This is a genomic window from Pradoshia sp., from assembly GCF_051873915.1.
Classification (GTDB): Bacteria; Bacillota; Bacilli; order Bacillales; family Pradoshiaceae; genus Pradoshia.
The window spans coordinates 1-2,372 of the sequence record NZ_JBJEFJ010000109.1 but is presented as its reverse complement, the minus strand read 5'-3'; the positions used below and the strand labels follow the sequence as shown (position 1 = coordinate 2,372).

Genomic DNA, 2,372 nt, shown 5'->3' with positions numbered 1-2,372 from the left:
ATATAGGTGAGATTTGCATGATCAAAGAAGGTTGAATCCTTATTATAGATGCCGGGCAGGTTCGCATAAGAATGAAATGAAGTATATTTTTCCGTTTTATTCACTTTATTAATGAGAGAGGAGTGTCATTTAAGTGAAAAAATACATTCTTGCTTTTTTCATGCTTACGATAACCGGGCTTTTGGCTGCATGCAATGTATTGGACATTCAAAAATCAAAACAAGATAAAAAAGTAAACGAAAATAATGATGAGATCATTTATGAAGGTTCAGAAAATGAATGGGAATTGTCTCCAACCTTCGAACATTCCGTTATCTATGAAGATGGTGAAAAGGGTTCGTATACGGTTGTGGGAAGTACAGAGCGCGTAGGTTTCACAGGTTCATTCCCAATTATCGCGAAAGAACCACAGAAATATTTTTGGTTTTATTTTGGAAGACAAAACATTTACGATAAACCAGTGAAAGTAAAGGCCATAAAAAAAGAGACAAAGGAAGTTGTTGATGTCCTTTCTGGCCCGAGTACCTTTTATAAGAGTGCTGCAGTAAGTCCGGGCAGTGTGAATATGCCATCACTTTTAACATTTCCATCAGCAGGAATATGGAAAGTCCTTGTATATATTGATGAGAAGCTATATGAAAGTATGGTTATCGAGGTAGTATAATGTGAGCCGTCGATTTAAATGGAGGGGACCTTGCTTTTTTCATTGTTAAGAACAAAACGGACAAAAAAACATTGAGCTACAGGGGGATTACTCCCCTATCAAGGGCTAAATCAGCTCTTTTTTGTTAGGTGTTTTTATATAGATTGTTCCTTCTATACAGAGGTTCAGCTTCTGTTTTATCGTTTCGATAGACAAAAGCGATTATATTCTTGTTTGAATAACTAACAGTTGAAAGCGGTCATGTCATAGTAGGATTTTGATTAAATAATCGTTGAAGGGAATGGAAGGGTTGGAAACGAACACGGATATTTTGAATATGAATAAAGATAGTTGGGAAAGGTCGGCAGAACGTTTTTTCGGAAAAACTGCTCTTCCCGAATATGGTCCTTATTCTTTAAGTGAAGAACAACTCGAATTATTTGGCAATATCGCCGGTCATAAAGTATTGGATATAGGGTGTGGGAGCGGGCATTCATTGCAATATATGGGAGATCGAGGAGCTAAAGAATTATGGGGATTAGATTTTTCAGCCAAACAAATAGCAACCGCTAAAAACTTGTTGAGTAATCAACAAGTTAACGTATCATTATTTGAATCTCCAATGGAGAAAAATCCAGGAATACCAAGGGATTACTTCGATATTGCCTACTCTATTTATGCTTTGGGGTGGACAGTTGATTTACACCGTACATTGTTAAATATACATAGCTATTTAAAGCCCGGCGGTATTTTCATCTTTAGCTGGGAACATCCCATTCACGACCGTCTGGCTTATACACAATCATCTTTTACCTTTAAAAAATCTTATCATATTGAAGGGCCAGAATATAATGAGGCTTGGCATAATCATGTTGTTATATACCATCGAAAGCTTAGCACCTATATTAATACACTAATTGAAGCTGGCTTCACAATTGAAAAGGTAATAGATGAAGTCGTGTTGCCTGAAAATGTCGGTGCAGATCATCCTTCAAGATGGTATTCATCCCAAAGAGCACAATTAGTACCTGCAACATTTATCATTAAGGCTTCCAAAAAGCATTAGGGGATTCATTTAACGATCAGGGGGTGTTGAACCCCTTATGAAAGAAACGGGCAGATTAGTCGAACAAGAAGAATAACCCCAGTTTTTGCCGAAGTTACAAAGTAGAGTGAAATGATTTCATTAGAATATAACCTTAAAAGGGGAAATGAATGATGGCAATTCGCATTCTAAATAAGTCTGATGCTAAGTTGTATCAAGAAGTACGATTGAGTGCATTAAAAAACAATCCAGAAGCATTTGGTTCTACATATGAGAGAGAAGCTCAATTCTCACTGGAATTTGTTGCAGAGAGATTAGCACCAGTTAAGGATAAATTTGTTTTAGGTGCTTTTGATTACAATGGATCATTAGCTGGGATCGTTACTTTTATGCGTGAAAACAGTCTCAAAACCCGTCACAAAGCAAATGTTTACGGGTTGTACGTAGCACCAGACACTAGAGGACAAGGGATAGGAAAATCACTAATGATTGAACTAATAAAGAAGGCTAAAAATATGGATGATTTGGAACAAATCAACTTAACGGTCGTATCTGACAATCATTCAGCAAAGATGCTGTACAAATCCTTGGGATTCGAGATCTATGGGATAGAACGAAATGCCCTTAAATATAATGGGCAGTATTTTAGCGAGGATTTGATGGTTTTAACGATCTAGTTTTTGG

3 protein-coding genes are annotated in these 2,372 nt (G+C 36.8%); all 3 read left to right on the top strand.

The features are described from left to right. The first annotated feature begins 133 nt into the window (after positions 1 to 133). The 3 genes from ACI35L_RS09935 (at position 134) to ACI35L_RS09925 (ending at position 2,365) form a co-directional block, all read left to right on the top strand. Positions 134 to 664, top strand: coding sequence for a DUF4871 domain-containing protein (locus ACI35L_RS09935; RefSeq protein WP_439802808.1), 531 nt, complete (start codon positions 134 to 136; stop codon positions 662 to 664). Positions 665 to 944: 280 nt separating this feature from the next. Further along, a complete protein-coding gene (locus ACI35L_RS09930; RefSeq protein ID WP_439802807.1) occupies positions 945 to 1,709 on the top strand; it encodes a class I SAM-dependent methyltransferase in 765 nt (254 codons plus the stop codon). A gap of 149 nt (positions 1,710 to 1,858) precedes the next feature. After that, entirely contained in the window at positions 1,859 to 2,365 is a 507-nt protein-coding gene (locus ACI35L_RS09925; RefSeq protein ID WP_439802806.1) for a GNAT family N-acetyltransferase, read from the top strand. Positions 2,366 to 2,372 lie beyond the last annotated feature (7 nt).

Excerpts from the sequence above, each read along its gene's own strand:
- ACI35L_RS09930 (WP_439802807.1), top strand. The coding sequence starts at position 945 with ATGGAAGGGTTGGAAACGAACACGGATATTTTGAATATGAATAAAGAT.
- ACI35L_RS09925 (WP_439802806.1), top strand. The coding sequence starts at position 1,859 with ATGATGGCAATTCGCATTCTAAATAAGTCTGATGCTAAGTTGTATCAA.